27 protein-coding genes and 1 other RNA gene are annotated in these 26,720 nt (G+C 45.5%); 14 read left to right on the plus strand and 14 right to left on the minus strand.

The genetic code is table 11. The annotated features are described in order from the left end of the window. The first annotated feature begins 36 nt into the window (after positions 1-36). Positions 37-483 (plus strand): hypothetical protein, encoded by a 447-nt coding sequence (locus ABQ275_RS19300; protein WP_349314792.1) that lies wholly within the window; start codon positions 37-39, stop codon positions 481-483. A gap of 104 nt (positions 484-587) precedes the next feature. Here the strand turns inward: ABQ275_RS19300 and ABQ275_RS19305 are convergent, their stop codons facing one another. Then, positions 588-1,256: an SdpI family protein gene (locus ABQ275_RS19305; protein WP_349314793.1), complete on the minus strand. Its 669-nt coding sequence runs from the start codon at positions 1,254-1,256 to the stop codon at positions 588-590. 314 nt (positions 1,257-1,570) lie between these two features. Between ABQ275_RS19305 and dinB the strand changes: the two genes are divergently transcribed. From dinB to ABQ275_RS19325, 4 genes are read left to right on the plus strand one after another with little or no spacing between them, the layout of a single operon-like run. Next, positions 1,571-2,785 carry a DNA polymerase IV gene (gene dinB / locus ABQ275_RS19310; RefSeq protein ID WP_349314794.1) on the plus strand — a complete coding sequence of 405 codons (1,215 nt, stop codon included), beginning with the start codon at positions 1,571-1,573 and terminating at the stop codon, positions 2,783-2,785. A 20-nt stretch (positions 2,786-2,805) separates the two neighbouring features. Further along, positions 2,806-5,757: a DNA polymerase III subunit alpha gene (dnaE, locus tag ABQ275_RS19315; RefSeq protein ID WP_349314795.1), complete on the plus strand. Its 2,952-nt coding sequence runs from the start codon at positions 2,806-2,808 to the stop codon at positions 5,755-5,757. Positions 5,758-5,800: 43 nt separating this feature from the next. Next, entirely contained in the window at positions 5,801-6,253 is a 453-nt protein-coding gene (locus ABQ275_RS19320; protein ID WP_349314796.1) for an antitoxin Xre-like helix-turn-helix domain-containing protein, read from the plus strand. Positions 6,254-6,272: 19 nt separating this feature from the next. After that, a complete protein-coding gene (locus ABQ275_RS19325; RefSeq protein WP_349314797.1) occupies positions 6,273-6,734 on the plus strand; it encodes an RES family NAD+ phosphorylase in 462 nt (153 codons plus the stop codon). Between the two features lie 117 nt (positions 6,735-6,851). Here ABQ275_RS19325 and ABQ275_RS19330 read toward each other — a convergent pair whose 3' ends face one another. The 7 genes from ABQ275_RS19330 to trpS form a co-directional block, all read right to left on the minus strand. Beyond that, positions 6,852-8,171: an aspartate kinase gene (locus ABQ275_RS19330; protein ID WP_349314798.1), complete on the minus strand. Its 1,320-nt coding sequence runs from the start codon at positions 8,169-8,171 to the stop codon at positions 6,852-6,854. A 78-nt stretch (positions 8,172-8,249) separates the two neighbouring features. Then, positions 8,250-9,323, minus strand: a complete 1,074-nt coding sequence (locus ABQ275_RS19335; RefSeq protein ID WP_349314799.1) for an Ldh family oxidoreductase — start codon at positions 9,321-9,323, stop codon at positions 8,250-8,252. 10 nt (positions 9,324-9,333) lie between these two features. Continuing rightward, positions 9,334-9,648 carry a DUF3467 domain-containing protein gene (locus tag ABQ275_RS19340; RefSeq protein WP_127040585.1) on the minus strand — a complete coding sequence of 105 codons (315 nt, stop codon included), beginning with the start codon at positions 9,646-9,648 and terminating at the stop codon, positions 9,334-9,336. Positions 9,649-9,973: 325 nt separating this feature from the next. After that, positions 9,974-12,043, minus strand: a complete 2,070-nt coding sequence (locus tag ABQ275_RS19345; RefSeq protein WP_349314800.1) for a helix-hairpin-helix domain-containing protein — start codon at positions 12,041-12,043, stop codon at positions 9,974-9,976. After that, positions 12,019-12,807, minus strand: a complete 789-nt coding sequence (locus ABQ275_RS19350) for a hypothetical protein (RefSeq protein WP_349314801.1) — start codon at positions 12,805-12,807, stop codon at positions 12,019-12,021. The genes ABQ275_RS19345 and ABQ275_RS19350 overlap by 25 nt, the downstream gene beginning before the upstream one ends. A 194-nt stretch (positions 12,808-13,001) precedes the next feature. Beyond that, positions 13,002-13,637 carry a deoxynucleoside kinase gene (locus ABQ275_RS19355; protein WP_349314802.1) on the minus strand — a complete coding sequence of 212 codons (636 nt, stop codon included), beginning with the start codon at positions 13,635-13,637 and terminating at the stop codon, positions 13,002-13,004. Positions 13,638-13,685: 48 nt separating this feature from the next. Continuing rightward, positions 13,686-14,690 (minus strand): tryptophan--tRNA ligase, encoded by a 1,005-nt coding sequence (gene trpS, locus ABQ275_RS19360; RefSeq protein WP_349314803.1) that lies wholly within the window; start codon positions 14,688-14,690, stop codon positions 13,686-13,688. Between the two features lie 156 nt (positions 14,691-14,846). Between trpS and gatC the strand changes: the two genes are divergently transcribed. The 6 genes from gatC to ABQ275_RS19390 are packed head-to-tail and all read left to right on the plus strand — an operon-like array spanning position 14,847 to position 18,842. Further along, the gene (gene gatC / locus ABQ275_RS19365; RefSeq protein ID WP_349314804.1) at positions 14,847-15,137 is read left to right on the plus strand and encodes an Asp-tRNA(Asn)/Glu-tRNA(Gln) amidotransferase subunit GatC; all 291 of its coding nucleotides are present in this window, start codon (positions 14,847-14,849) and stop codon (positions 15,135-15,137) included. 5 nt (positions 15,138-15,142) lie between these two features. Beyond that, positions 15,143-15,862: an ABC transporter ATP-binding protein gene (locus ABQ275_RS19370; RefSeq protein ID WP_349314805.1), complete on the plus strand. Its 720-nt coding sequence runs from the start codon at positions 15,143-15,145 to the stop codon at positions 15,860-15,862. Positions 15,863-15,877: 15 nt separating this feature from the next. Continuing rightward, a complete protein-coding gene (locus tag ABQ275_RS19375; RefSeq protein ID WP_349314806.1) occupies positions 15,878-16,438 on the plus strand; it encodes a cob(I)yrinic acid a,c-diamide adenosyltransferase in 561 nt (186 codons plus the stop codon). A 21-nt stretch (positions 16,439-16,459) separates the two neighbouring features. Beyond that, positions 16,460-17,068 (plus strand): riboflavin synthase, encoded by a 609-nt coding sequence (locus ABQ275_RS19380; protein ID WP_349314807.1) that lies wholly within the window; start codon positions 16,460-16,462, stop codon positions 17,066-17,068. Between the two features lie 50 nt (positions 17,069-17,118). Next, a complete protein-coding gene (locus tag ABQ275_RS19385; RefSeq protein ID WP_349314808.1) occupies positions 17,119-18,117 on the plus strand; it encodes a nitronate monooxygenase in 999 nt (332 codons plus the stop codon). Between the two features lie 41 nt (positions 18,118-18,158). After that, entirely contained in the window at positions 18,159-18,842 is a 684-nt protein-coding gene (locus ABQ275_RS19390; protein ID WP_349314809.1) for a hypothetical protein, read from the plus strand. On the opposite strand, the gene ABQ275_RS19395 is transcribed toward ABQ275_RS19390, so the two are convergent. The 5 genes from ABQ275_RS19395 to ABQ275_RS19415 are packed head-to-tail and all read right to left on the minus strand — an operon-like array spanning position 18,819 to position 24,096. Next, complete coding sequence (locus tag ABQ275_RS19395) at positions 18,819-20,171, minus strand: DUF58 domain-containing protein (RefSeq protein WP_349314810.1); 1,353 nt, start codon at positions 20,169-20,171, stop codon at positions 18,819-18,821. The genes ABQ275_RS19390 and ABQ275_RS19395 overlap by 24 nt on opposite strands. A gap of 18 nt (positions 20,172-20,189) precedes the next feature. Then, a complete protein-coding gene (locus tag ABQ275_RS19400; RefSeq protein ID WP_349314811.1) occupies positions 20,190-21,170 on the minus strand; it encodes a MoxR family ATPase in 981 nt (326 codons plus the stop codon). Between the two features lie 3 nt (positions 21,171-21,173). After that, positions 21,174-22,394, minus strand: a complete 1,221-nt coding sequence (locus ABQ275_RS19405; protein WP_349314812.1) for a DUF4350 domain-containing protein — start codon at positions 22,392-22,394, stop codon at positions 21,174-21,176. Further along, on the minus strand, positions 22,391-23,098 hold the full coding sequence (locus ABQ275_RS19410; protein WP_349314813.1) for a hypothetical protein: 708 nt from the start codon (positions 23,096-23,098) through the stop codon (positions 22,391-22,393). The genes ABQ275_RS19405 and ABQ275_RS19410 overlap by 4 nt, the downstream gene beginning before the upstream one ends. After that, on the minus strand, positions 23,095-24,096 hold the full coding sequence (locus ABQ275_RS19415) for a stage II sporulation protein M (protein ID WP_349314814.1): 1,002 nt from the start codon (positions 24,094-24,096) through the stop codon (positions 23,095-23,097). Before ABQ275_RS19415 ends, ABQ275_RS19410 begins: the two co-directional genes overlap by 4 nt. A gap of 121 nt (positions 24,097-24,217) precedes the next feature. On the opposite strand from ABQ275_RS19415, the gene ABQ275_RS19420 reads away from it, so the two are divergent. Further along, a complete protein-coding gene (locus ABQ275_RS19420; RefSeq protein ID WP_349314815.1) occupies positions 24,218-24,961 on the plus strand; it encodes an RDD family protein in 744 nt (247 codons plus the stop codon). A 33-nt stretch (positions 24,962-24,994) separates the two neighbouring features. Here the strand turns inward: ABQ275_RS19420 and ABQ275_RS19425 are convergent, their stop codons facing one another. Next, positions 24,995-25,441 carry an RDD family protein gene (locus ABQ275_RS19425; protein ID WP_349314816.1) on the minus strand — a complete coding sequence of 149 codons (447 nt, stop codon included), beginning with the start codon at positions 25,439-25,441 and terminating at the stop codon, positions 24,995-24,997. Positions 25,442-25,761: 320 nt separating this feature from the next. Here ABQ275_RS19425 and ffs point away from each other — a divergent pair. Then, an RNA gene (ffs, locus tag ABQ275_RS19430) (signal recognition particle sRNA small type) lies at positions 25,762-25,861 on the plus strand. Between the two features lie 126 nt (positions 25,862-25,987). After that, a complete protein-coding gene (gene fsa / locus ABQ275_RS19435; protein ID WP_349314817.1) occupies positions 25,988-26,638 on the plus strand; it encodes a fructose-6-phosphate aldolase in 651 nt (216 codons plus the stop codon). Positions 26,639-26,720 lie beyond the last annotated feature (82 nt).

The following is a 26,720-nucleotide window of genomic DNA, read 5'->3' on the forward strand; positions in this document are numbered from 1 at the left end:
TTCGCTTATTTTTGCCCGGTATAAATCCAACTAACTATGTTACATCTACACTCATTTTTGAGATGGGCTATTGTGCTGGCAGGGATATGGGCCGTTATCCGTGCGTTGAAAGGCGTTACCGGAAAAACACCTTTTACCGCTACCGATAATAAAGCAGGACTCTTTTTCATGATCTTTTTTGATTTACAGCTGCTGGCAGGACTCGCACTGTACTTCTTTTTCAGTCCGCTGGCGAAAGCCGGTATGGGAGACATGGCCGCTACAATGAAAGATGCTACACTGCGGTTTTTCACGGTGGAACATGAAGTCCTCGCCATCATCGCCTTTATCCTCGTACATATTGGTAAAGCCAAAGTAAAGAAAGCTGCTACTGATGCACAAAAACACAAACTGGCGCTTATATTCTACGGTATTGCCCTGATCCTCGTATTTGTACTCATCCCATGGCCTTTCCGCGAAGCATTAGGCAGGGGCTGGTTTTAAATATTTTGAAATTTGTTGATTTAATTATTTGAAATGCAGCGGAGATTTTCAGTAGATCTTCGCTGCATTTCAAATAATTAAATCAATAAATCCCTAAATGCTGGTTATCCTTTATCCTTATTATATAACCGGAAAGAATAAATGTATGGTAGTGCTGCTAATACGATGGCGGCAAAGAAAATCACAAAAACCCCGGTGATCAGCTGTAGAAAGAACCCCGCTATTATAATAACAATCCCCGCACTTAACCATAAGGTACTCGCCATGCGATGGGTTTCTGTCCAGATTTCATTGCTCTGAAGCGTCCAGGGCGTTCTTACCCCCACATAGTGATTAGGTTCCAGTTTCCGGAGATAAAAGCCGATAGCGGCTATCAGCAGTCCCACTCCCACAAAAGCCCAACGTTCCATGGCAAATGGCTGTCCCTTGCTCACCATAAAGATAATGATGCAGGTAAATACCGCCAGGTAAGCGTGAATCATATAACGTATACGATAATACTCTTTCAGCTCCACTGCCGTAGGCACATGATCATCGTCCTCCGTTCTTGGAATATAACGGAACAGGAAATAGATCAAGCCGTTTGTAAAGAACAGGAAGATCATCAGCAGCAGAAAGTCGCTTTTGCCACCTACTCTTCCCGGAACCCCGGCTCCATTAAAATTAATTGGTATAATAGCTGGTAAATAATTCCAGATGATGGCCAGGTAAGCCATCGGTAAAAGCAATAAAGCGAGAATTAAGAATTCTTTAGCATAATCCGTTTTTTTCATGGGAAGATCGTTTAGAAGTTATCGTTCACTTTTCACTTTTCCCTCATTTCCATTCTCTTATCTACTACATTTTACGTGCCTGTTATGTTGTGTTAAAGTATAAAAATTGAATATAAGGCGATAATAATTTTGCTAATTTATTTAGTAATACTAAATTTGTTAGTATCTTAGCAGCCCAGCAAAAAAGTGATTCCGGCTGGCAGACCCCGCTGGCCCGCACCCCGCCATCTATCTGCCCGGCCTGCCATCCGTATCGCTTTTTACAGCCTATTAATGGGAATGGATTTTTATCGATACCCCTAACCGGAAAATATATGATTTCGTTACAACAGCGTGCTATTGCGCATTTTGATCTGGATTGTTTTTTTGTGTCAGTGGAATGCCAACAGGATAGCCGCCTACAGGGCAAACCATTACTGGTAGGCGGTAGCAGCGACCGCGCAGTGGTAGCCGCCTGCAGTTATGAAGCCCGGCGGTATGGCATTCATTCCGCCATGCCCATGAAAACCGCGCTGCGGCTTTGTCCACACGCTATTGTGCGCAGCGGCGACATGGATCTCTACAGCAAAAAATCACGGGAAATAACCGATATCATCGCTGGAAAAGCTCCCCTATATGAGAAATCATCTATCGATGAATTCTATCTCGACCTATCCGGCATGGATAAATTCTTCGGCTCCCTGAAATGGACTTCTGAACTGCGGAAAACCATTATCAGGGAAGCCGGTCTACCCATTTCATTTGGCCTCGCCTCCAATAAACTGGTCTCCAAAGTAGCCACCGATGAAGCCAAACCAAACGGCCAACTGGAAATACTTTTTGGTGAAGAAAAATCATTCCTGGCACCCCTCTCTGTAGAAAAAATACCCATGGTAGGCCGCGAAACAGCCGCCCAGTTAAGACAACGTGGCGTAGAAACCGTAAAAACACTGAGCGAAGTCCCCATCTCCCTGCTGGAAGCCTGGATGGGGAAAAATGGCATCGCTCTCTGGAAAAAAGCCAACGGCATAGATGAATCACCGGTAATTCCTTTCTACGAACAAAAATCTATCTCCACAGAAAGTACCTTTCCCGCCGACACCATTGACATGCAATTCCTCCATGCAGAACTGGTACGCATGACGGAAAAAATTGCCTTCGAATTACGGCAACAGAATAAGCTCACCGGCTGCGTTACCCTGAAAATCCGCTACTCGGATTTTGAAACCGTCACCAAACAAATGTCTATTTCTTACTGCTGCTCAGATCATGTGCTGCTGGAAAAAGTAAAAGAACTATTCAAAAAACTATACGACCGCAGACTGCTGGTTCGCCTCATAGGCGTGCGCTTCAGCCACCTCGTGCAAGGCAACTACCAGATCAGTCTCTTCGACGACAGCCAGGAAATGATTGCCTTATACCAGGCAATCGACCAGATCAAAAACCGCTTTGGCTGGGAATTCCTGATGAAAGGAACCAATGTGGTACCACCGGATAAAAAGAAACAACCGGCACTAAAAAAAGATATCATGCCGTATTTCAAAGGCTAAAACCATCTATCCGTAATATTATGTATCTCAACTGCAAAACATTCTTCAGCCTGCGCTATGGCACCATGCCCGCGGAAATGCTCCTCGAAAAAGCACATGAGCTGGGCATTACAACAATGGCGCTCACCAATATCAACAACACTTCCGATACCTGGGAGTTTGCAGAACGATGCCGCAACTTTCTCATAAAACCTGTACTGGGACTGGAATGCAGGAATGAAGCCGACTTTAAATATATTTTACTGGCGCGTAACCAGGAAGGCTGGTATCACATCAACAGTTTTCTTTCCGCACACCTGCAACAGGAAATTCCTTTTCCTGACCAGGCGCCTGTTATGCCCCACACTTTTGTGATCTATGCCTGGGGGAACCGCCCTGCTGCTACATTAGCGCCCCATGAACTACTGGGTATCAAACCCCGTGAAATCAATAAATTATTCCGGGTAGATACCCTGGCGATAAAAGATAAACTGGTGATCATGCACCCCATCACCTTCCAGGATGATGAGCATTATGAACTGCATCGCCTGCTGCGTGCAGTAGATCAGAATATCCTGATCACCCAGCTGGAACCCCATACTACCGCTCATGCCGATGAGAAATTCATTTCTCCCGCAAAGCTGGTAGAGCATTTCGAAGCTTATCCGCACATTGTACAAAACACACTACAGGTGATGGAAGCATGTAGTGTGGAAATGAATCTTCACATCTCCCATAATAAAAAATATTTTCTCAACAGTGTGGAAGAAGACCGGCAACTGCTGCGGCAGCTGGCCTTTGAAGGCATGAAGTACCGTTACGGGGAAGGCCATGCAGAAGCTACCCGCCGCATCGAAAAGGAACTGGCCATTGTAGCGCAACTGAATTTTGAAGCCTACTTTCTCATCTCCTGGGATATTATCCGCTATGCACAGGAACGCGGCTTTTTCTATGTAGGACGCGGCAGCGGCGCCAATTCCATCATTGCCTATTGCCTGAAAATTACGGATGTGGATCCCATAGAACTAAACCTCTACTTTGAACGTTTCCTGAATCCCCATCGCAGCTCCCCACCTGATTTTGATATTGATTTCTCCTGGCGCGACCGCGATGAAATCATTGAATATGTTTTTCAGAAATACGGCAAATCCCATACAGCATTACTGGGCACGGTTACCACCTTTCAAACCAATGCCATCATACGTGAACTGGGGAAAATATATGGGCTGCCTAAAAAAGAAATCGATAAAATACTGGAGAACAGTTTTAATATCAAACTAACGGAAGACAGTATCCAGCAAAAGATCCTGCACTTCAGCAAACTGATGGATCAGGGAAAATCATTTCCCAACCACCTCAGCATCCACGCCGGCGGCATCCTGATCAGCGAGGAACCCATTCATCATTACTGCACCACCTATTTACCACCCAAAGGCTTCTGCACCGCGCAACTGGACATGTGGCAGGCAGAGCGTATCGGACTCTTTAAGTTTGATATCCTGAGCCAGCGCGGACTTGGGCATATCCGTGATGCCATCGACATCATTAAGGAAAACAAACATGTAGATATAGATATCCACAACGTAAAAGCATTTACGATAGATACGCGTGTAAGAGAAAACCTGAAAAAAGTAAACACCATCGGCTGCTTCTATATAGAATCGCCTGCCATGCGGCAACTGCTGCAAAAACTGGAATGCGACGACTATCTTTCACTGGTAGCCGCCAGCTCTATTATCCGTCCCGGTGTAGCACAATCGGGCATGATGAAGCAATATATACACAACTACCGTCATCCTGATAAGGTGACCTACCTGGACCCGATTATCAAAGAACTGTTGAGCGATACCTTTGGGATCATGGTATACCAGGAAGATGTTATTAAAGTAGCACACGAGTTTGCCAATATGGAACTGGCAGATGCCGACACGCTGCGCCGGGCCATGGCAGGCAAATACAGGGGAACGAAAGATTTTGAACAGATCCAGTTGCGGTACTTTACCAACTGCGAATTGTTGGGCCGCAACTATGAGGTGGCCTGCGAAATATGGCGGCAGATAGCCAGCTTTGCCAACTTCTCTTTTTCAAAAGCACATTCCGCCAGCTTTGCTGTGGAAAGCTATCAGAGCCTGTACCTGAAAACTTATTTCCCCGCAGAGTTCATGGTGGCGGTGATCAATAACTTTGGCGGCTTCTATAACCGGGAGCTGTATTTCAGGGAACTGAAAAAAACAGGTATCCAATTACATCCGCCCTGTATTAATAACAGTGACTACCCTACGAAAATAAAAGGACAGGACGTATATGTAGGGCTCATCCACCTGGAAGGGCTGGAACAGGCGCTGGCAGAGCGTATCCTGACAGAGCGGCAACACCACGGTCCGTTTTTACACCTGGAAGATTTTACGGCAAGAATAGCACCGGGGCCGGAACAACTGGAATTACTGATCCGTATCGGCTGCTTTAATTTTACCGGTCATACTAAAAAAGAATTGCTGTGGAAAAGCAGTCTGCTGGTAAAACAGAAAGATCCCCACCGTGCAAATGCCATATCGCTGTTCAGGCCGGCCACCGTTTCCTGTGAGCTACCTGCGCTGGCTTACCATGCACATGAAGATGCTTTTGATGAGATAGACTTGTTGGGCTTCCCCCTGGATTCGCCCTTTGAAGTACTGCAACATGACCAAACTACGTATATGCCTGCCCGTGAGTTCGGAAAATATACCGGTCAGTATGTGACTACCCTGGGATACCTCGTCACCACTAAATTTATGCGCACTTCCAAAGGGGAGCCGATGTGTTTCGGCACTTTCCTGGACCGGGAAGGTACTTTTGTGGATACGGTTCATTTCCCCGACAGCCTGCGGCAATATCCCCTTCAGAAGAGTGGTTTTTATATTTTACAGGGGAAAGTGGTGTCGGAGTACAAGGTTTTAACGTTGGAAGTCAATCAGATGCGCAAGATTGGGTACTTTGAAGATAAAAAGTTCTGATACCGGACAAATTGTTGTATTTTTGCGTCAAATGTCGGGTATTATGAAACATATTAAAAGATACCACGTGCAGGAGAATGCATTAATGATCGTGGAGGATCCGGGGGCCGCTTATGTTGCCGGTAGCGGATATTTTGATTTTATCCAGCTTTCCCGGAGTGGCATCCTTAAAAGAGCCCTGTTAAACCTGAGCCGCCAGCTTTCCTTTTCCTTATCAGAACTGGCGCAGGTACTGCATATTTCAGAAAGAACCTTACAACGGTATTCAGACGATGCCAAGCTTTCTGCCGACACGTCTGAACGTGCCATTTTACTATCCCGCTTATATCAGAGAGGTACAGCAGTATTCGGTGACCTCGAAAATTTCAAGGAATGGATGAGAACTCCATTACCTGCCTTTAACTATCAACTCCCTATTTCGCTTTTAGACACCACTTTTGGCTTCCAGCTTATCCAGGATGAGCTGGGACGCATTGAGCACGGGCTATTTGCATAAATTAACGAATCATTCCCTCATGGAAGTATACAGGATCAGTAAGTGCGCTTACATCAATGATCTGAGTGGAACAGGTGCACGTTTGTACGGTGGCCGCTGGAACAGCCCGGGGCATTCCATGGTATATACTGCAGGCAGCAGGGCTTTAGCTGCACTGGAAGTGCTGGTACATATTCCTCTGAAAAATATTGTACAGGATTTTTGCATCGCCACCATTCAGATTCCGGATGATATTGCCATCAAAACCTTAACCAAACAGGAACTACCTTCGGGCTGGCAATCGCTCGCACCCTTTCCCGAACTGCAATGTATCGGCGATGAATGGTCGGAAACAGCCAGGTATGCGGTACTGAAAATTCCGTCTGTAGTAATTGCAGAAGAGTTTAATTATCTCATCAATCCCCAACATCCCGATGCAGAAACAATTACCGTCCTCAATACACAGCCGTTTTTGTTTGATCAACGGCTTAAAAAAGCATAAAAAATATTTACGATTTTTTGATTTTGAGATTTCGGGGTTTTGTTTCCACAGAATATAGATTATGGAAACAAAACCCCGAAATCTCAAAATCAAAAAATCGTAAATCAAAAAATCCTTTTATAGTCCAAACAATCCTTTATTCAGCGCCTGTAAGGTCTTTTCTTTAAACTGACCATTGATCAGAATAGAGATGTTATGCCTGCTACCGCCATAAGAGATCATGCGCAATGGAATTTCATCCAGGGCATCAAATAACTTGGTGATGATAGAAGGAGTAGCTGCTACTTCATTGCCCACAATAGAAACAATGGTTTGATGATGATCCAGTTCTACAGTACCGAAAGGCTGTAATTCTTTCAGGATCTGATCCAGGTGTAGCTGGTTGTCGATCGTGATAGATACGGCTACTTCAGATGTAGTGATCATATCGATAGGTGTGCGGTATTTCTCAAATACTTCGAAGATCTTGCGCAGGAAGCCATATGCCAGCAGCATGCGGCTGGATTTGATCTTGATGGCGATAATGCCGTCTTTGGCAGCAATCGCTTTCACGCCGTTGCCGTTAGGCATTTCTGTAATGATGGTACCTTTTGCTTCCGGTTGCAGGGTATTCAGCAATTTCACGGGAATATTGAAATGCTGTGCAGGCCAGATAGAAGCAGGATGCAGGATTTTGGCGCCGAAATAGGCCAGTTCTGCTGCTTCATCAAAAGACAACTGTACGATCGGAAAAGTTTTCTTTACGATACGCGGATCGTTGTTATGCATACCGTCAATGTCTGTCCAGATCTGTATTTCAGAAGCCTGGATAGCAGCACCGATCAGGGAAGCAGAATAGTCACTACCACCGCGTTTCAGGTTATCTACTTCGCCCTTTGCATTGCGGCAAATGTAACCTTGCGTAATAAAGATATACTGATCCTTATGCTGACTGATCAGGTTAGCCAGCTTGATTTTTATTTTCGGGATTTCAGGTTCTTCATATTCATCGATGCTCATAAAGTCGAGCGCGGGCAGCAATACTGCGGGAATGCCGGCTTCTTCGAGGAATACACAGAACAGGCGGGTAGATAATAATTCACCCTGTGCGAGGATATCCTTGTTCAGTGCTTCATTAAAGGAGATCCTCAGGATGATGTTCAGAAATTCGAAGTGTTCATCAACGATAGCTTTGGCATTGGCGCGCCCCTGGTCTTTCTTCACCAGGTCATCACAAAAATCCCGGTAATGCTTCTCCAGCTTATCTATTTGCTGTTTCGCCTTTTCCTTTTTCCCTTCGGACAGTGACTGACTGATTTCCACAAGAGAATTCGTGGTGCCTGACAAAGCAGACAGCACCACAATCTTCTGATCTTTATCTGCTGTGATCAGTTGTACTACCGACTGCATACGCTCTGGTTTTCCTACGGAGGTTCCACCAAATTTTAACACTTTCATCTGAGTATGTTTATTTTTACTATCTACCTGAAATCCGGCACAGCCTTATTCCAGGTGGTTTATATGAATGATTGAAATTTAAAAATTCAGTTTAAATTTAGCGGCTACTTCCTGCATGTCTTTTACTACAGGTGCAACAACGGGAATACCATTTTCCAGCCGGTAGTGTTGCATTTCCCTTTCAGGATCTCCGGGTATCAGCACCTGCTGACCTTCAATCGGCGTGGCGCTGCGGAAACGGCTGATCCAGGTATCCATATGTGCTTTAAACTCATCTGCCGGCCGGAATGCATCTACACGCATAGCGCCGAAGAAATGCCCCAGTCCCTCTCCTACCGGATCAGGTGCCAATGGCAGAAAGCTCACAAAAGGTGGCGCCCACGGACCATAGTTGGCTCCCGAAAGAACGGCCGAAAATATATCAACAATTGCTCCCAAACAATACCCTTTATGACTTCCGTGTTCGCGGTCGCCGCCTAAAGGCAGCAAAGCCCCGCCATCCTTGAGTTCGTAGGGATTGGTGCTGGGATGACCGGCTTTATCCTGTATCCAGCCAACAGGCGCTTCTTCATTTTTGCGCTGCAAAATTTCCAGTTTGCCGTTGGCGGCCGTAGTGGTGGCAAAGTCCGCAACAAAAGGAGGTTGCTCCTTTGCCGGAATAGCTACTGCAATAGGATTGGTACCCAACATCCGCTCTTTGGCGAAAGTAGGCGCTACCAACGGGCTGGCGTTTGTCATCGCCATGCCTATCATATCCTGGTCCAGTGCTTTCATGGCATGGTAACCGGCAATACCAAAGTGGTTCGAGTTTTTTACACTTACCCAGCCGGTACCTACGGCTGCCGCCTTTTTCATCGCTACTTCCATGGCATAAGGTGCTACCACCAATCCCAGACCCGCATCTCCATCTACAACGGCAGTACTGGGCGTTTCATGTACAATGCGGATATCCGGGCGGGGATTGATCCGCTTCGCTTCCCACAAACGCACATACCCCGACAAACGGGCCACTCCATGCGAATCAATGCCACGCAAATCTGCCGACACCAACACTTCGCTGGCTAATGCGGCATGCTCCAAAGAGCATCCCATATGAATAAAAACTTCCCGGGTAAACTCCCTTAAGTGATGATAAGAATAGATATGTTCCATTAAGTCGTAATTATGCCTGTGCAGTTGGACCACCAAAATTCATAGGTACAGAAACCGGTTCCTGGTCCTGGATAGTGCCATGTACAGATTCGTACTTCTTAATATTATCAAGCATCGCTTTCATGAAACGCTTTGCATGCTGTGGAGTCAGTATAATACGGGATTTTACTTTCGCCTTAGGCAAACCAGGCATCACATTCACAAAATCCACCACAAATTCCGCGTTGGAATGGGTAATAATAGCAAGATTAGCATATTGCCCTTCTGCGATTTCTTCATTCAACTCTATATTAAGCTGATTCTGTTCTTCATGCTGATTTTCCATATTGTATGATTTAGCGGTACAAAAATAGAAAAAGAGGACTCAAAAGAGCCCTCTTTTTTTATTTAACTGCTAAAAGGCCAAATACCCCGATAATACTACCACTTCCGGGTGCTTATAGTATCACTTCCAGACAATTCCGGCTGCCCTCTCAGTGGAATGTCTTGTGTTACGGATCAATATACCCTGGAAAGCTCCCCTTTTGGTGGATGGGTGTGTTGTTATCACGCCCCCCCTGTCGTCTCACCAAGGACGGGGGTTAAAACCCCGGCTAAAAACAGGGAATATCGCACCTATAAAACGGCAAGACCCTCCATATCTGCTATATTTAAAATGAATGCAATGCCTGGAACTGGAACATCGTTTTTCTATCACCTTCAATAGCATCCCAGCTACTACCGATACTGCTGACACCAGGGTATACAGTTTGATGAAAGCGGAACCAACACGATAGTTGCCGGTTAATTTTCCATTTTACATTCAGGTAATATTGCCATCCCCGACCATATAACATGGATACGGCATTTTCATACAACACGCTACGCTCATAAGCATAGATACGGGTATCGTAGCTGCCGGTAAAAAAGTACGCTACCCTGGCATTTATACTGAATGGTATGCATTTGAACCGGTAACTGGCATCCTGGTAAATCATCCAGCCCTGTTGTGCGCCTGATACGGTTTGATAACTGCTGCGCTCCAACCTTGTTTTAGTTTCCAGTTGTTTATTCATTGTCATGTTCCACTGTATTCGTATGTGTGTAGACGTTATATCTGAAAGTACCTTTACGGGATTGCCTGGCAACAAGGTATTTTCTGCGCTTTGCCGGTACTTATATTGCACCAGCAGCGCCTTGCGTTTATCGGGCGTATAAGTGGCCCGCAGCAATAGTTCCTTCCCTCCCGAAGGTGCGTTTGCACGATATTTCAGCCATGGAAAGTGAAAGATATCTGCAAAAGCATCTACCTGTAAATGTGTATTCATTTTTACAGTAACAGCAGTATACAAACCGCTTTCATTGATGGTTCGATAGTTATCGCCAAAGCCTTTGGCGTACAACGACTGATACCCCTTATCGTAATAACGGTATACCAGCGCCATGTCTACCGCAGGCGCCACGCTGGTGAGTAAGCCCTGTACCAGAGCAGGTTTGCCATTATCACTCATGGCAGCTTCGCCAAACAGGTGTACGTTTTTCCAGCTACCGGCATAGTCAATACTGGCACTGAGCAATTGTTTACCGTTGAACTCAAACTGGTTATAAGGCGCCTGCTTCTTTTGAAGGGGTGGTGTGAGCTGGTGGAAAAGCACATTGCCGCCTACCTGCCACCTGCGGGCATGATAACAGATATTACCGCCGCTGCTGATCTGTTGCAGGGAAGCCCGTTTTGCTATTTCCTGGGGAGAGCGGTGGTAGCCGGTGCTGATCAAAGCGGAAGCGGTTAGCTCATCCATCAGGGTATCCACTTCCTGTATGGTGCCGTCCAGCTTACGCAGAGAGGCGAAGGCGGTTAGCTGGAAGGCATGCTGTTGCAAGGTTACAGCCGCGCCCCTGTAAAAATAATATTCGCCCGCAGATGTGTATGGCCGCAATATTTCTCCTTCCCGCTTCACCTGCATAACGGCGCCTCCTTTCCCATTGGCCTGCGCCTGCCAGTTGAGCAGTCCTTGTCCCATATTTATAGTGAAGTCGCCCAAAGCAAGTGCTTTTATCTTCCCATAATGTTGTATAAATAAATGCGCACTATAGAAATCAAAACCCCGCTTTTGTGCGCCTGTAAAAAAGGACTCTCCTGCATCTTTTTCCATCGTAATCCCCCAGCTGGTATAACGCGGAAAACTATAACGGTAACGCATAAACACTTTATCCGGGCTCCCGCTATAATGAGGTGGGGTGCTGTCTATACGCAGATACCCTTTTGCCTTTTCCAGTGGCCGGCCATACCGCAGCAGGAACACGTGATCGCCTTTTCGGAAGTAGTCCTGTAGCCGGTAGTGTGGTTCCAGATCGTTGCCTACGCGCACATACGGCAGGATGCGTTGTATCACCTCCGGCTCAAAACCCGGAACGGCTTGCAACTCGTAAATACTGAGCAGATCACCCAGCAGCTGCCGGTATTGCAACAGGTTGCTGATCTCCAACGGTGTCAGTAAGCCCAGTGATTGCAACGTGGCCTCATCTGCTTCGTTCAGCTGGATCCTGTGCTTCGACCATGCATGCAGTCTTTGCCAGTCGGCATCGTCTTCCGGCACTACATCTGTTCCTGCTGCTTCGTTTTCCACTTCACTTTCAAGTGTGGCGGGCAACGCCTCCTCCTGTTGCCGGGCCTGTACTATCAGCCGGCTGCATAGTGCCAGCAACATGCAAAAAATTATTCTGCCGGTGCCTGTTGCCATATGATAGTGGTTGATGGTGTGATGCCCAGTTGCGGGTGAATACTAACGGAAACACCTATACGCAATGCATGGATCAGAAAGTATACCCCGGCATTATTATAAGGCGGGCGGGTGGCCATTCCCAACAGTAGCGCCAACTGCGGTGCTATCCGGTAGCAGGTCGCCGCTTTTACAAAGGCGGTACCATCTCCTTCTTTTACAGCTTCCGTCGTCAGCAGAAAATCAGGTGAGGCTTCAAAACCCGCACCGGCACTATAGATCAGTGGCATCCCTTGCGACCGGTATACATGCAAGCCGGTATGCAGTTTTTTACTGACGTGCCAAAGCAATCCGGCATCAAAGGAAAACGCAGTAGTGCTGCCATACCCCGGCAACACAACCGATTCGTAATTGAACTGCGCCCCCACGCCTATTTTACGGCCGGCACTTCTTCCATAAGCGCCGCTTATTTTCTGCTGATAATAAGCACTGCTACCAAACCGGGTCACCCCTGCACTAAATGCACCTGCGCCCACAGGAACGGCTGCCATCGCCATATAGAACGGCGCTTCCTGCAGCATAAAACGGCGCTCTCCATATATACCGGCGGTCAACCCCCGCAGGCACGACAACCCCGCCGGATTCTGACTGGCTGTGAATACATCCTGGAAATGTTGGCTATAGACACCGGCGCCCACATCGTTCCCAAGGGGCGCCCAAAATGGCTGGGCATACAGCATCGCTATGCTGTGGATACAAACAATGGTCAACATGAACTGTTTCATTTCATGAATGGGTTTAAACAATAAAACAATGGCAGATACTTCACGTATCCGGGTTAACAACAACTATCTGTCATCTCTACAAAAACGAAAATAAAAAATGGGAAGGAGTAATTTGTTAACAGGATCTTAACGGGGAGAAAATAAAATGTCCTGGTCAGGGATTACCCCGCCAGGACATTTTTCATGCAAATTATTTAGAACAATCCGTACAGCTGCGAATCAACCTTGGAGATGATTTCGCCCAGGTCTTCGTCGCTTTCGGGAAATTTATTTTTATCGACATTAATGATGAGCAATGGCCCTTCTTTGTACTTCTCGATCCAGTTATTGTAATATTCGTTCAGGCGTTTGAGGTAGTCGAGCCGGATATTCTCTTCGTATTCCCTGCCTCTTTTCTGAATCTGCGCTACCAGTGTAGGTACGGATGCCTGCAGATAGATCAGCAGGTCCGGTGGTTTCACCATACTTTTCAGCGTTTCAAAGAAATTGAAATAGTTATCAAAATCCCTTTTCGTCATCAGTCCCATTTCATAAAGGTTGGGCGCAAAAATGTGCGCATCCTCATAAATGGTGCGGTCCTGGATCACGGTTTCTTTTCCATGCTGAATTTCCAGCAGTTGTTTTAACCTGCCGTTGAGAAAATATACCTGGAGATTGAAAGACCAGCGGGGCATGTCTTCATAAAAATCATTCAGATAAGGATTATGCTCTACATCTTCATATTGCGGATGCCATTTGTAATGCCTGCAAAGCATTTCAGTGAGCGTAGTTTTGCCGGCGCCAATATTGCCGGCGATGGCTATATGTTTAATCTTGTTCTGTTTTGCCATGCGATGATAGGTCGTGAATACTGAAAATAGCTACAAGTAGTGACTTTTTCAATAATAATTTATACCGATAAGTTTTTTCGCCTGGTGCAAAGTCTGTGCCGCATTTGCCCTGGCCTTCTCAGCACCCGCTTTCATAATTTCCCGCAGGTATGCCGTATCCTGCTGCAAATCTTTTGCTTTCTCGCGGATAGGTGCAATGAATTTCACCATATCTTCCCCCAGTTGCGTTTTCATATCACCATAACGGATAGACCCGTTGTTATAGGCATCTTCAAAGAATTGTACGGTATCCGGTGTTGATACTAATTTCATCAACTCAATAAGATTCTGCACCGATTCCGGCATAGGTTCGCCCGGAACGCCGCTACCACTATCCGTTTTAGCTTTCTTCAATTTCTGCCGGATCTTATCATCTTCATCAGACAGGTACAGGGTAGCCATCTCATTTTCACTTTTACTCATCTTTCCTTTACCATCCAGGCTTTGCACACGCACGAGGTTATCGCCATAATTGAAGGCTACCGGTTCCGGGAACAGGTCACCATAACGATGATTAAAACGCTGCGCGAAATTTCTCGCCATTTCCAGGTGTTGGCCCTGATCCTTACCTACCGGCACTTTCACCGCACGCTGGATCAATATATCCACGCTCATCAGCACGGGGTAGGTCAGTAATCCGGCGTTTACATTTTCCGGTTGCAGGCGTACTTTATCCTTGAAGGTGGGCACTTTTTCCAGTTCGCCGACATAAGCCAGCATATTCATCAACAGGTAGAGTTCTGAAATTTCCGGTATATCACTTTGTACGTACAGGGTCACCTTTTCAGGGTCCAGGCCGGACGCAATGTTTTCCGCCAGCACCCGCATTACATTACCCGGCAGATCTTTCGGATCAGGATGGGTAGTGAGTGAATGCCAGTCTGCCACAAAAAAATAGCAGTTAAAATCCTCCTGCATCCGGATATAATTCCGGATCGCGCCAAAATAATTGCCTAAGTGCAAATAACCGGTGGGGCGGATGCCGCTCACCACAATTTCTTTTTCAGTAGCCATAACAGGGCGCAATTTAAAATATAAAGGGGAAATTATCTGAACATCACCGAAATTGTCTTTCCGGGGAATAGACAAAATTCCCACCGTTTATCCCTATTTTTGGGGTACTATCATATTTACCATTTATAATTCATTATCTTTTGATTTAATTTGATTATGGAAGTGAACGACGCCATGGTGCAACAACTGGCTGATCTGGCAAGATTGGATTTTAACGAGCAGGAAAAGGCGGATATCCGCGGAGACCTACAGCGGATGATCACTTTTGTGGAGAAGCTGAATGAGCTGGATACAACGAATGTAAAACCTTTATTACACCTGACAGATGATTATAATGTTTTCAGGGAAGATAAAGTCATCCCCTCCATCAGCAGGGAAAAAGGGTTGCAAAATGCGCCGTCAGCCACCACAGAATATTTCAAAGTGCCGAAAATCATAAAGAAATAACCCACATGCAAAAGTCCGTCATCCACCTGGAAGATATCAGAAAAAGCTATTTCCTCGGAAAAAATGAACTCCCCGTTCTCAAAGGGATTTCTCTTGACATTTTCAAGAACGAGTATGTGGCGTTGATGGGACCTTCCGGCTCCGGAAAGTCTACCCTGATGAATATCCTGGGATGCCTGGATACGCCTACCAACGGAAGGTATATCCTGAGCGGACACGATGTAAGCAAGATGGAAGATAACGCCCTGGCGAATGTACGCGGACAGGAAATTGGCTTCGTATTTCAGCAGTTCAACCTGATGCCCCGCCTCACTGCTCTCGAAAATGTGGCAGTACCGCTCATTTATGCAGGCGTAAATAAAAAGGACAGAGAAGAAAAAGCCCGCATCATGCTGGAAAGAGTGGGATTGGGCGATCGTTATAAACACAAGCCCAACGAGCTTTCCGGTGGACAATGCCAGCGTGTGGCCATTGCCCGCGCCCTGGTAAATGATCCTTCCCTGATCCTGGCAGATGAACCTACCGGTAACCTCGATTCAAAAACATCTGTAGAAATTATGGAGATCTTCGGCAGCATCCACGCTTCCGGCAACACAGTGGTACTGGTAACGCATGAGGAAGATATTGCTGATCACGCCAGACGCGTTATACGCCTGCGTGATGGCATTATAGAATCCGACAGGGTGAATGAGAAAGTAACCAGCCATATTGTAACAACTCCTTAAAAGATACCCATCCAGATGTCATTCAAGATTTACACCAAAACAGGCGATAAAGGAAAAACATCTCTTATTGGCGGAACAAAGGTTCCAAAAAGCGATGTACGCATTGATGCTTATGGTACGGTAGATGAACTCAACTCTTACATCGGCCTGGTCAATGATCATATAGCCGATCCCGATACCAAACTGCTGCTGAAAGAAATACAGGATCGTCTCTTCACCATTGGCGCCGCACTCGCCTGTGATCCCGATAAAGAAACAAAACTGAAGATACCTGACCTCCATGAAGCAGACATTACGCTGCTGGAAACCAATATAGACCGGATGAATGAAGAGCTTCCTGTCATGAAACACTTTATTCTGCCCGGCGGCCACGTAGCCGTATCTACCTGTCATGTTGCCCGCTGTATCTGTCGCCGTACAGAACGCCTTTGTGTAGGCATGCAGGAACATAATATGTTTATAGAACCACTTGTATTGAAGTATATCAACCGGCTCAGCGATTACCTGTTTGTACTGGCCCGTTGGGTAGGACATAAACTGGGTGTAGCCGAGATCCCCTGGAAACCAAGGGTGTAGAAATTTCCTTAAATTCGCGCTATGTTCACAGGAATAATAGAAATATCGGGAGAAGTAATAGCTACCAGGGAAGAAGGGAGTAACCTCGTACTGACGATAGGATCTGCTATTGCAGGCGAATTAAAGATAGACCAGAGTGTAGCCCATAACGGCGTTTGTCTGACCGTTACCAACATCGGGGACAATATTTATGAAACCGTTGCCGTAGCAGAAACCCTTCAGAAAACCAACCTCGGACAACTCACCACCGGACAACACATCAACCTGGAAAGGGCGATGGTATTCAATGGCCGCATCGACGGGCACCTGGTGCAGGGGCATGTAGACGGTGTAGGGACCTGTATTCTGCGCGAAGCACAGGATGGCAGCTGGTTGTACCGTTTCAGTTACCCATCCGGATTTGCCGGCCTTATCGTGGAAAAAGGCAGCATCTGCATGAATGGTATCAGCTTAACTGTTTTCGACGTTACCAACGATCAGTTTTCGGTGGCCATCATTCCCTATACTTACACACATACCAATGTGCAATACATACAACCAGGCACCCAGGTAAATCTGGAATTTGATATTCTCGGTAAATATGTAGCCAGGCAAATAGCGGTAAACCGGGAGGTTTTAGCTGCGAGCTGATTATAAATGGCCACACCCTGACAGCTAAACCGCTAAAACGTTCTTCTCATATGGATTTCACCCAGTCATTCCGGATACGGTACCCTATTATCATGGCTCCCATGTTCCTGGTGAGCAATGAAGCCATGGTGAAAGCCGCCATGGACAATGAAATTGCAGGTACTTTCCCCACCCTGAACTTCCGTAAGGAAGGCGAACTGAAAACGGTGCTGGAAAACCTGAACGCCTACAAAGCACAGCTCAACGGCAAACAGGGCAATTACGGGGTGAACCTTATTGTACAAAAAACCAACCCGCTGTATGTAAAACATCTGGAGGAATGTGTAAACGCCAAAGTGCCTTTCTACATTACCTCTTTGGGCAATCCCCGGGAAGTTATCAATGCGGCGCACAGCTACGGCGCCAAAGTACTCTGTGATGTGACCAATCTTCACCACGCTGCCAAAGCAGCCAAAGAAGGCTGTGATGGCTTTATTGCGGTAGCCACAGGCGCAGGCGGTCATGCCGGTCCCTACCCGATGCACATCCTGGTACCCGCCCTACAACGGGAATTTCCTGATAAATGCATCATCGCCGCCGGTGGCATTGCTACCGGTCAGCAGATAGCCAGTGCGCTGATACTAGGCGCCAAAGGGGTTTCCATCGGCACCCGGTTCATTGCCAGCAACGAAGCCACGGTAAGCAATGAATATAAACAAGCCATCGTGGATTATGGAATGGAAGATATTGTACTCACAGAAAGATTATCCGGTACACCCAGCAATATCATCAATACGCCCGCTGCAAAGAAAATAGGCTATAAACAAAACTGGATAGAAAGAATACTGAACAATAATTCCCGTACCCGCAAATATTTTAAAATGCTGGTACAACTCCGGGGGATGAAAAAGCTGGAAAACGCTATCAAACCCGGCTCCTATAAGCAGCTATGGGAAGCAGGACAGAGCGTGGAAATGGTACATGAAATCAGTAGTATTGACGATATCATTCATCGCCTGGTCGCAGAATTACAAGCAGAAATTAAAACAGTGTCTACCTGGAAGATTTAATTGGAACGGTTTTTTCTTCATCTTCTCACAAATAAATCATCTTGAAATTATATCTGCTTCTCCCGGTATTTTTTATTTCGCTGCTGGCAAACGGCCAACAGCCAAAAGTAGTGAGGATCAATGCCAGCTACGATACCACTGCCATAGCAGAATTGTATAACCGCGTACCCATCGGACTGGAACTGGTTTACAGCGACAGTTCCCGCAAACAAACCACCGGCTTCCTGCGGGGAGATTACAGGTGGAATAAACTGAATATCACCACTTCCAACGGCGCCATTCAGCAGGGGGTGCTTACTTTCAACCGGCCACAACTGGCACGGGATCATTATCGTATAACCTTTTCCGTTAGCGTGGCCAATACTGCACCGATTCAAACAACACTTACCTTACCACACTTACTGGGCATACGTTTTCATCACTATGCAGATAGTCTTAAACGCGATATCCGCTATTACTTAAATGTAGAAGGAAAATTCAGTAGTGGAAAAATATTACCGCTGGACACCACCACCCTGCGCTTCCAGACATCCGCCGGCAGAATATTGGGACAGGATTTATTGTTGGATAAAAATGATACTACGAAATCTGTAACCGTAGAAGCATGGTATAAACCTAATAAGGATATGTACCTGCGTTCTGTGATCCCCGTCAAACAAATGCCGGACCCTGAGTTGGCGCCACCGGCAAAACCATCGCGGCTAAATCATCGTCCGGGCTTTTAATTCCAGGTATTTGTTCACCACATTCAGCGTCAGATTTTCCGGCGGGCTTAATAAAGACATGATACCATATTTTGCCAGTTCTTTTACGATCAGTTTTTTATCGTAAGAAAATTTCTGCGCGATTGTTTGCTTGTAAATACCTTCTACATCATACGCCTGCTGATCGGTTATTTTCTTCAATTCCGTATTCTCAAAAAATACGACCAACAACAGGTGATAACGCGCCAGGCGGCGCAGGAAAGGCAATTGCCGTTGCAGGCTGGACATAGATTCGAAATTAGTAAACAGGATCAGCAAAGAACGCTGCGATAACCTGCTCCGTAACTGCACACTCAACGCTTCATAATCGCTTTCCTGCCACTGTGTTTCCTGTCCGTACAACGACTCCAGGATCTTATTCAGTTGTACTTTTTTATTACTGGCGGCCAGCACATCCACGTCTTGTTCTGTGAAAGTAACAAGACCCGCTTTATCGCCTTTATTCAGCGCCACACTGCTGAATACCAGCGAAGCATTGATGGCATAATCCAATAAAGAAAGACCATCAAAAGGCATCTTCATGGTACGCCCTTTATCTATCACACAATATACCTGCTGCGATTTTTCTTCCACATAATTATTCACCATCAGATCGCCGGTACGGGCGGATGCTTTCCAGTTGAGCGTGCGCACATCATCACCTTTTGAATAAGGCTTGATATGATCAAACTCCATACTGTGCCCTATCACCCGACGTTTATGCACCCCTATCTCATTCAGGCGGTTCACATAAGAATACAATGTCTGCTGCCGTAACTGATGAAAGCTGGGGTACACACTCACCGTTTGCGCATTGTTAAAAACGAAACGGCGGCTCACCATCCCCAATGCACTTTTCACAAATACATTGGTATACCCAAATTCATAAACACCTCTTTCTACCGGTCTTAATACATACCGGAAAATATGCTGCATCCCCGCGCCCACTTTTGCTTTCAAAGAGAAATCCCTTTCCTGGAACTGAAATGGCAGCTCTTCTGTAACCGTAGTAAATACCGGGAAAGGATAACGGTTAATACATTCCACCAATACTTCATTCTCATCGCCATTGCTCAACCGCTCGCTGATCTTACGTTGTACTTCCAGTATTCCGGCCGGGCGCAACAACAGCAGGATCATATCCAGCAGCAGCAATGCCACGATGGCAACAAAAGCAACGATGGCGATGTTAAACAAACGCGGGATAAAAAACGCCAGTATAAACAACAGCACATTCGCGCCCAGCGCCATATACAGGCGGCCGGTAAAAAACAGTAGCTGGTATAAATTATTTTTTACAGTTGCTGACATATTCTTTTGACTGATAGCTTATCGTGGAACTTCCACCATCTTAATAATTTGTGCAATCACATCATCGGCGCGAATGCCTTCCATTTCTTTCTCCGGCGTCAGCATAATACGATGACGCAATACATGTGGTACCATTTCCACCACATCTTCCGGAATCACAAAATCACGGTTACGCATAGCAGCCATTGCTTTGGCGCAATTCATCACAGCAATGGATGCACGCGGGGAAGCGCCCAGGTACAACGATGCATTCATACGTGTTTCATGAACAATAGCAGCAATATAGTGGAGCAACTTTTCATCAATCCGCACCTGCCGTACGAGCTGCTGGAAGGCGATAATCTGCGTGGCCGTCACTACTTTACCGATCATACCCGTGAGATCTGTTTCGCCGTTAAATTCATGCATGCGTAGCAATACAGCTACTTCTTCCTGCAAGTCAGGATATTTTACTTCTATCTTAAAAAGAAAACGGTCCAGCTGCGCTTCCGGCAAGCGGTAGGTTCCTTCCTGTTCAATTGGGTTCTGTGTAGCAATCACCATAAAAGGACGATCCAGCAAATAGGTATTGCCATCATTGGTGATCTGTCTTTCTTCCATTACTTCAAACAAAGCCGACTGCGTTTTTGCGGGAGCGCGGTTGATCTCATCGATCAGTACGAGATTACCGAAAATAGGTCCTTTTTTATATTCAAACACCCTTGTTTGCGGGTTAAATACAGAAGTCCCCAATACATCCGCCGGCATCAGATCGGGGGTAAACTGTATCCTGGAAAAGTCCGCATCCACGCACTGGGCCAGCAGTTTGGCGGTCAGTGTTTTTGCAACACCGGGTACGCCTTCAATCAGTACATGGCCCTGGACCAGCAGCCCGGCAAGCAGCAGGTCAATCATTTGATGCTGCCCTACAATTACTTTTCCGATCTGCTCCCTGATAGCCTCCACACCTTCATGCAAGGCAGAAAAATCTGTTCTGGGTTGAAATGTATTGGTGTCCATTTTTTATTTCGTATTTAGATAAAATAGTTGAATGCGTTTGTAAAATTCCTGTAGATATTCATCACTCACATTTGCTTCCAGCTGTATGTGGTAAATCATCTGTAACAGTTCCCTGATCTCCGTTTCAGGCATGGCAGCCTTTTTCGATAATGCCTCAATAAATTGTTCATTCAGCTGATTGGTATTTATGTAGAAGCGGGTACGGATATATTCCAGCAGATGTAAAATCATTTTATGCGCGAGGTTGGCATTGTTATGCTGCTGGTAATACAACTGACCGATAGCATCCACAAATTCAAGAGAAGTATTGGCTAACGGAGGTCTGTCTGGAATAATTCTTTGTCTTCTTTTACTTTCAAAAATGACATACAACAATAACAATCCTGCTGCCAGCCATAGCGCCCAGCGCATCGCCGGATAACGCATCAGCACCTGCCATTCACTGAAATCGCCCGATTGTGCACTATGCTGATTATTGTAGAAATCATCCCAGTACAGGTTACTGGCATCCACCGGCAGGTAAGACAACTGTGTTTCGAGTGCGGCCACATTATTTTCCTGCAATAAAAAATAGTTGCTGAATGTATATGGGTTCAGTAAAATATAGATAAATCCATCGGCGTGTGAGATGCATATAAAATTAGGTTTGCCTTTGTAGTTGGTGCCCAACACCCTGGTGAAAGAGCTGTCAATATGAGAAAAATAACTGCCGCTAATCATGCCTTTGTAAGAAAACGCCGTGTCCACAGGCACGCCCTCATCAGTATATCGCTGCACAGCCGTAGTAGTTTTAGGTTGCAGGTTTTGTCCGTCTACCACTGTAAATTGTAATGACTTTCCCAGCAACGGGTCCGGTGAATTTACGGCAAGAAACAAGGTATTTCCCCTCGCCACATAATACAGCATGGACTCAATATCTTTTTCGGTGGTAAACAATTCATTTGCCACTACGATATAAGCATTGTCAGTATTCAACAGCTCTTTCTCTTTTGCGTATGTAGTAGCAAAAGGTTTGGTGACTACCTGTACAGATTGAGCACTGAATAGTTCCGGCAAAAGTTTAAAAGCCACATAGGCGCCACCGGCTTTTTTATCCTTGCTGGAAAAAGTAGCCTTGCTCATATCGGTAGACTGATCCTCCTTTTTACGGTTGCCGCTGAACAGGATCAGTATGACCAATAACAGGCCGATGGATGCGATGATATAAATGGTCCTGGCTTTCACGCAACTTTTCCTAAAAGGTTATTAAAATCCCTGAACTGCTGATTCATCTCTTTAAAATTTTCATTGCTCACTTCAAACCCGCCGTACCAGATATATTCATAGTCCAGCGTGAGGGTGGCAAATGTTTTATAGTAGGATGTATTCCGCATACTGCGCAGGTAATCGTTGTTTGTTTTTTCTCTTCCCGGTGTGATCAGTTGGCGGTTGGCCAGCTGGAACAATGTATACAGGTACCACCAACGGATAGTCTGCCGGATATCACCTTCCTGAATGGCCGTTTTTATTTTGTCTTCATACGCAGCTGCACTGTACAATGTTTCTTCCTGTATTTCTTCCAGTCCGGCTATTAATGGGGGTTTACGAAAGATGCTCATACCGTTGTTCTTCATAAAGGCATACAACAGGTATCCCAATCCACCCAGCAGCAGCACAACAACGATGCCACGCAAAGCGGCACCATAGCGAAACATCGCCTCCAGGAAACGTTCAAATGCGCTGTAATCCCGGGGCTTATCTTTTTTCTCTTCCACATCAGCATATTGCAGCCGCTTATCTTTTTTCAGTTGCTCCACCATTGAGTTGGATACTGTCCGCATTTCATAAGCGGGCATTGTTGCTTCACTCGTGCTGTCATCCTGTGCAATAACACCCGATGGCAAACAAAGTAATAACAGCAGCAGCGTTCTTGTCCAATACTTTTTCATGGTTGCTGCTTTGATCGGGTAAATGGTATGATCACTTTTCCGGTGGTACTCAAACTATATCCTTTACGGTGCAGATAAATCGGGTAAAAAATAAAGTAGCCCAGTATAAATGTCAGCGATACCAACAGGATCAGGATACTCAGTAGCAGCGGCATTTCCGTATACCTGGTTACAAAGCCTTCCAGGAAAGCAGCTACGGTTAGTATAGGCATGAGCGTTACCATGATCTTAATACCGTCTTTGGCACCTTTGCGCAGGGAGTCCAGCCTTGGGCGGGTACCGGGAAAGAGCAGGCTGTTGCCCAGCATGATACCGGCACATCCTGCAATCACGATACTGGATATTTCCAGTGTACCATGAATCCATATGACCAATATAGATTTAATGCCCAGGCCATGTGAGAAAAAAATATACTGAAACACGCCCAGCATCACACCGTTGCGGATCAGCAGGTATAACGTGCCTACGCCCAGGAAGATGCCGCCTACAAAACACAGGAAGGAAACCTGGATATTATTTTTTGCAATCCAAAGGAACATCAGGAGCGGGTTCCCGCCTTTGTATACCCCAAAAGGATCGTTGTTGGCAATATTTCGTTCCGTCATATTCACATATTCATCTCCCAATACACCCCGAACAAAGGTTTCATCATGTGCAGAAGAAAAAGCACCGATGATACAAAAGAGCAGGAAAAAACATAAAGTAAACAACAGCAACCGGTGATATTTACGGAACAGCAAGGGCAGTTCGTACCGGAAGAATAATTGAAAGCGGCCCACATCTTCTTTGCGGTGCTGGTAAATACGTTGATAAATACCTGCTGCCAGGCCATTGATATAACGGGTAACCTTACTGAAACTGTAGAACGTTTTTGCATAAGACAAGTCATCCAATACGGACACAAATCTTTCTGCCATCTCATCGGGGTCATCTGTCGGCTCCTCCTGGTATTGCTTCCAACGGGACAAATTTTTTTTGATAAACAATGATTCTCTCATAGTGAGTCAATTCCCTTTTAAAATCCGGATATCTACCTACAGTAATGGGTTACTTATGGGGAAGTATCGGCAAACATACTAAAACGTCAAACAATATATAAACAAATATGTAAATTTGAGTATGAGCAATATAAAAATACCAACTTCCTTTAATATAGACCTGGAATTTGAAACAGCAGATATCATGCGCCGCTTTCTTGCCTGGCTCATTGATTTTGCTATCCGGTTATGTTATTACCTGTTGGTGTACATGGTATTAAGCTCTTTCAGGTTGGACAGCACAGAAAGTTCCATCCTGAGTATACTCGTGTTATCCTTACCACTGCTATTTTATTTCCTGGTAGCAGAAATTGCGATGGGTGGACTCACACCCGGCAAACAGGCGCTGGATCTGAAAGTGATCAGTTTATCGGGCACACGGCCTACGGTGAGCCAACACCTGATACGTTGGGTGTTTCGGCTCATAGAATCACCACTGATGGCCTGGGCATTTTTTATACCTGTGATTATCCCTGTTGTATCTATTGCACGTACCCCTTACAGCCAGCGGCTGGGCGATGTAATAGCCGGTACCATTGTGATCAGTACAAAAAGAAAGGGCAGCATAGAAGACACCATTTTCAGGGACATGTCCAATTCAGATTATCAGCCGCAATTTCCGCAGATTACAAAATTATCTGACAGGGATATGAATAAGGTGAAAGACCTGCTGGACAGGGCGCTGAAAGCCGGTGATGATGAGCTGGCAGCCAGGGTGGCATTCCGGGTAAAAGAGGTATTACATATTGAATCTGATCTGGCCCACACCCATTTCCTGGAAACAGTGCTGAATGATTATAACTACTATACAACAAAAGATAATTAATAAGAAAGACGTCTGTGGAAGACGTCTTTTTTATTAATTATCTTTTATCACATAAGTGTCCGTCCATTTATCATGCAATGGCGCACTGCCAAAGCCTGTCAACGGTTCAAACGGCACCAGTCGTGTCACTCCCCGAAGCAACGCTTTGCTTACCGACATTGGCTGTTCATCATGTCGTACCACCCGTGTTTTTGTGATCATTTTACCAACGGTGCGGCCATTTACATAGCCTTCCATCAGACCATAGTAGACAACAAAAAGTACAGCAAAGAGGATTTGTAATTCAAGGGTGCCCAGTTCTTCCGTAGCATCTGACAATGTGTAAAAAGCTACTATTAAAACCAATAGTATGCCTAGTACAACAATGTAATCAATAACAAAATTTGCAAAACGATGCCACCTGGTGGCAGGTTCAAAAGTGTGCGCTTCTTTCAGATCAGAAAGCAGATCATGGCTGTTTGTTTCATTTACTTGTTCCATAAGTTGATAGGTAAATAGTTAATGATCATACGATCAGGTACAGGAAACATAAGTATTATATACAATGTAATTAATTATAATGTAAAAATCATTCTCTCCACGAAAATTCTTCCTGATATTTATTGCCCGGTTATTGTAGCATACTTATGTCAGACAAGGATTTGAGATAAAAAACATCACTTGTGCATAACAATTGCAACACATACATAGTTCGCAGGTTTTAAGCCCGGAAAGCGCATTCATCTTTGACTTTTAAAAAAAATATTATGAGATTTCTTTCACAAAATTTGGATTTCCAACGCATTGTGTTACCTTTGCCCCGGCAAGTCTTATACGACCAGCTCCTACTGAACTCCCCCAGGACAGGAATGTAGCAAGGGTAGGTGGTTGAAGCGGTGCGATATAAGTAACTTGCCTTTTTTTTCTTTTTTAAAGTCATTAGTCGCTCGTCAATAGTCCTTTGGTTGCGATTTTCTCCACCTCTCTCACTAATGACAGTGTACTCCACAAATGATCAAATAATTCTGACAAACTAATTTTTATAGTATGAAATTCTTTATCGATACAGCTAATCTGGCACAAATACAGGAGGCTCATGATCTTGGTGTTCTGGACGGTGTTACCACCAACCCAACCCTGATGGCAAAAGAAGGTATTAAGGGAGACGCCGCTATTCTGAAACATTACGAAGCTATCTGCGAAATTGTAGACGGTGATGTAAGTGCAGAAGTACTTTCTACCGATTTCAAGACAATTGTTGAAGAAGGAAAGAAACTCGCAGCTATTCACCCGAATATCGTAGTGAAAGTGCCGATGATCAAAGACGGCGTAAAAGCCATGAAATGGTTTACCGAAAACGGTATCAGAACCAACTGTACACTGGTATTTTCTGCAGGTCAGGCTATCCTGGCGGCTAAAGCCGGTGCTGCTTACGTATCTCCTTTCATTGGCCGTATAGACGACAGCAACTGGGATGGTGTGGAACTGATCGCACAGATTGCACAGATCTACAGCATACAGGGATTCAAAACTCAGATCCTGGCAGCATCTATCCGCAGCGCACTCCACATTGTAAAATGTGCAGAAGTTGGTGCAGACGTATGTACCTGCCCGTTAGACTCTATTCTCGGACTGTTGAAACATCCTTTAACAGATATTGGCCTCGCCAAATTCCTGGAAGATGCAAAGAAAATGTAGTCTTTAAGATATTTTTTAGATGGTGTGTCCCCGGTGCAGTTATTGCGCCGGGGATTTTTTTTGTAAATTGTTTACTTAAACA

It is taken from the genome of Chitinophaga sp. MM2321 (genome assembly GCF_964033635.1).
GTDB lineage: Bacteria > Bacteroidota > Bacteroidia > Chitinophagales > Chitinophagaceae > Chitinophaga.

Coding starts and splice junctions, on each gene's coding strand:
- ABQ275_RS19325 (WP_349314797.1), top strand. CDS start 6,273: ATGGAAGTATACAGGATCAGTAAGTGCGCTTACATCAATGATCTGAGT.
- fsa (WP_349314817.1), top strand. CDS start 25,988: ATGAAATTCTTTATCGATACAGCTAATCTGGCACAAATACAGGAGGCT.
- ABQ275_RS19370 (WP_349314805.1), top strand. CDS start 15,143: ATGCAAAAGTCCGTCATCCACCTGGAAGATATCAGAAAAAGCTATTTC.
- ABQ275_RS19385 (WP_349314808.1), top strand. CDS start 17,119: ATGGATTTCACCCAGTCATTCCGGATACGGTACCCTATTATCATGGCT.
- ABQ275_RS19350 (WP_349314801.1), bottom strand. CDS start 12,807: ATGAAACAGTTCATGTTGACCATTGTTTGTATCCACAGCATAGCGATG.
- ABQ275_RS19420 (WP_349314815.1), top strand. CDS start 24,218: ATGAGCAATATAAAAATACCAACTTCCTTTAATATAGACCTGGAATTT.
- ABQ275_RS19300 (WP_349314792.1), top strand. CDS start 37: ATGTTACATCTACACTCATTTTTGAGATGGGCTATTGTGCTGGCAGGG.
- ABQ275_RS19375 (WP_349314806.1), top strand. CDS start 15,878: ATGTCATTCAAGATTTACACCAAAACAGGCGATAAAGGAAAAACATCT.
- ABQ275_RS19380 (WP_349314807.1), top strand. CDS start 16,460: ATGTTCACAGGAATAATAGAAATATCGGGAGAAGTAATAGCTACCAGG.
- ABQ275_RS19345 (WP_349314800.1), bottom strand. CDS start 12,043: ATGGCAACAGGCACCGGCAGAATAATTTTTTGCATGTTGCTGGCACTA.
- ABQ275_RS19415 (WP_349314814.1), bottom strand. CDS start 24,096: ATGAGAGAATCATTGTTTATCAAAAAAAATTTGTCCCGTTGGAAGCAA.
- ABQ275_RS19330 (WP_349314798.1), bottom strand. CDS start 8,171: ATGAAAGTGTTAAAATTTGGTGGAACCTCCGTAGGAAAACCAGAGCGT.
- ABQ275_RS19355 (WP_349314802.1), bottom strand. CDS start 13,637: ATGGCAAAACAGAACAAGATTAAACATATAGCCATCGCCGGCAATATT.
- ABQ275_RS19395 (WP_349314810.1), bottom strand. CDS start 20,171: ATGTCAGCAACTGTAAAAAATAATTTATACCAGCTACTGTTTTTTACC.
- dinB (WP_349314794.1), top strand. CDS start 1,571: ATGATTTCGTTACAACAGCGTGCTATTGCGCATTTTGATCTGGATTGT.
- ABQ275_RS19400 (WP_349314811.1), bottom strand. CDS start 21,170: ATGGACACCAATACATTTCAACCCAGAACAGATTTTTCTGCCTTGCAT.
- ABQ275_RS19425 (WP_349314816.1), bottom strand. CDS start 25,441: ATGGAACAAGTAAATGAAACAAACAGCCATGATCTGCTTTCTGATCTG.
- ABQ275_RS19335 (WP_349314799.1), bottom strand. CDS start 9,323: ATGGAACATATCTATTCTTATCATCACTTAAGGGAGTTTACCCGGGAA.
- gatC (WP_349314804.1), top strand. CDS start 14,847: ATGGAAGTGAACGACGCCATGGTGCAACAACTGGCTGATCTGGCAAGA.
- ABQ275_RS19320 (WP_349314796.1), top strand. CDS start 5,801: ATGAAACATATTAAAAGATACCACGTGCAGGAGAATGCATTAATGATC.
- dnaE (WP_349314795.1), top strand. CDS start 2,806: ATGTATCTCAACTGCAAAACATTCTTCAGCCTGCGCTATGGCACCATG.
- ABQ275_RS19305 (WP_349314793.1), bottom strand. CDS start 1,256: ATGAAAAAAACGGATTATGCTAAAGAATTCTTAATTCTCGCTTTATTG.
- trpS (WP_349314803.1), bottom strand. CDS start 14,690: ATGGCTACTGAAAAAGAAATTGTGGTGAGCGGCATCCGCCCCACCGGT.
- ABQ275_RS19410 (WP_349314813.1), bottom strand. CDS start 23,098: ATGAAAAAGTATTGGACAAGAACGCTGCTGCTGTTATTACTTTGTTTG.
- ABQ275_RS19340 (WP_127040585.1), bottom strand. CDS start 9,648: ATGGAAAATCAGCATGAAGAACAGAATCAGCTTAATATAGAGTTGAAT.